Annotated in this window: 2 protein-coding genes; one reads left to right on the top strand and one right to left on the bottom strand. The window is 76.1% G+C overall.

All coding sequences use genetic code 11. The features are described 5' to 3' along the window. Positions 1-515 (bottom strand): hypothetical protein (locus tag ACVMLK_RS20890; RefSeq protein WP_457487522.1); only part of this gene is annotated, 515 nt, incomplete at its 3' end. 134 nt (positions 516-649) lie between these two features. Between ACVMLK_RS20890 and ACVMLK_RS20885 the strand changes: the two genes are divergently transcribed. Next, a partial coding sequence (locus tag ACVMLK_RS20885) for a glycosyltransferase family 2 protein (RefSeq protein WP_457487521.1) occupies positions 650-1,932 on the top strand: 1,283 nt, incomplete at its 3' end.

Genomic DNA, 1,932 nt, shown 5'->3' with positions numbered 1-1,932 from the left:
GGCGCGGACACCGCCACCCAGCCGCCGCCCAGCCGCGCCGCGTCGCGCTGGCCGGCATCGTCCAGCGGCAGGAAGGCGCGTTGCCGAGGCGCCAGATGGCCGATGGCGAGGCTGGGCTGCCCGGTCTCGGCCAGGGCCCGCAGGCAGCCGAGCCCGGCCTCCGGCCAGGGCAGCGGCAGGATGGCGACATCCGGCGTCCCGTCGGCGAGCAGCGCCCGCGTGGCGTGGTGCTGGGCGGCGTGGCTTTCCGCCGTGCGGCCGGGATGCCAGGCGAGGTCGGCAGGGCGCAGGTCCGGCGGTTCCCGCCCCGGCCAGGCGGCCAGCAGCGCCGGATGAAGCTCCGGGGCGGCGGCGCAGGCGACGGCGCAGCCCGCCTCCATCAGGGCCGCCATCAGGGCCAGGCTGTGCCGCTCGGTGCCGCCGAAGCCGCGGCTCGGCAGGAGCATCAGCGCGCGGCGCAGCCGGCGGGCCGGCGGCAGCGCGGCGTCGGGGGTCGGCGGGACGGGTTCGGGCATGCCTCGAGGCGCTCCGGCGCGGCCTGCGCAAAGGTTGTGGAGTTTCTCTTTACCATTCTTCATGGTAGCGATCATCGCCATCCCGACAATCGAGTGTCGGAGGCGAGCCGCAGCGGATCGGAGAGACGTGCCGCATGGACATCGCAGCCGGATCGTGGCCGGCGCCGCAGGACAGCCGCCCCGGCGGGATCGAGATCGGCATCGTCATCCCGGCCCATCGCCAGCCCGGCTTCCTGGCGGAGGCGCTGGAGGCTGTGCTGTCGCAGCGCGCACCCGGGGGCGGGGCGCCGCGTCTGGCCGCCGTGGTGGTGGATGATGGCTGCCCCTTCGCGCAGACGCGCGAGACCGGCCTGGCCTTCGCCCGGCGCCACCCGGACCGGATCTTCTACCTGCGCCGCGCCAATGGCGGGCTCAGCGCCGCGCGCAACACCGGCATCGACTTCGTGCTGCGCGCCTGGCCGGGCTGCCGCGCCCTCTATCCGCTCGACGCCGACAACCGGCTGCACCCGGATTTCCTGACCCGCGCCCTGGCGCTGCTGGAGGAGAGCCCGGCGGAGGTGGGCTGGGTCTATCCGGACTTCGACTTCTTCGGCTTCGCCGAGAACTATTCGGCGCGGGGCGCCTACAGCGCCCTGCTGCATCAGCTGGAGAACCACTGCGAGGCCGGCAGCCTGATCCGCCGCGCCGTCTTCGAGGCCGGGCTGCGCTATGACGAGACGATGCGCGACGGCTTCGAGGACTGGGACTTCTGGCTGCGTGCGGGCCACCGGGGCTTCCGGGGCCGGCACCTGCCGCGGGCCGGCTTCCTCTACCGCAAGCGCGCCGAGAGCATGCTGGCCGGCTCCGAGCGGCGCCGGGCGGCCCTGCTCGCCACCATGCGCGGGCGCTATGGCGCGGCGCAGCGGGCGCGCGCGCTCCTCCGGCTGGAGGCGGCCGAGGCGCCGCGTTTCGCCCTGCACCTCGCCGGGGAGGAGGCGGTCGCCTTCCTGCTCGATCCGGCGGCGGAGCCGGCCGAGCGGCTGGACTGGCCAAGGGCGCATGCCCGTCTGGCGGAGAGCTTCCGCAGCCCGCAGGCCGTGCACGCGCCGCCCGTCTGCGTCTTCACCGGGGCCGGCACGCTGGCGCGGCTGGCGGAGGCGGGCCTGCTCCGCACGGTCTTTCACCATGCGATGCTGGCGCTGCGCGAGGCCGCGCTGGTGACGGTGAGCCTGGAGGCCGAGCCGGACGGGGGACTGGGCCTGGCCGCCACCGCGCCCGGGGCCGAGGCGGCGCCGCTGCTCTTCGCGCGCAGCCGGCTGCTGGAGGACTGGGCGCTCGATCCCGAGCCGGACGGGCTGGAGCGCGCCCTGGAGGCGGCCCCGGCGGGGATGGCCGGCTTCCGCGTGGGGCTGCCGGGCCCGGCGACGGGGAGCGGAGA

It is taken from the genome of Teichococcus aerofrigidensis (assembly GCF_054073225.1).
The sequence above is the reverse complement of the archived record's forward strand: the minus strand, read 5'-3'. Positions and strand labels throughout refer to the sequence as shown.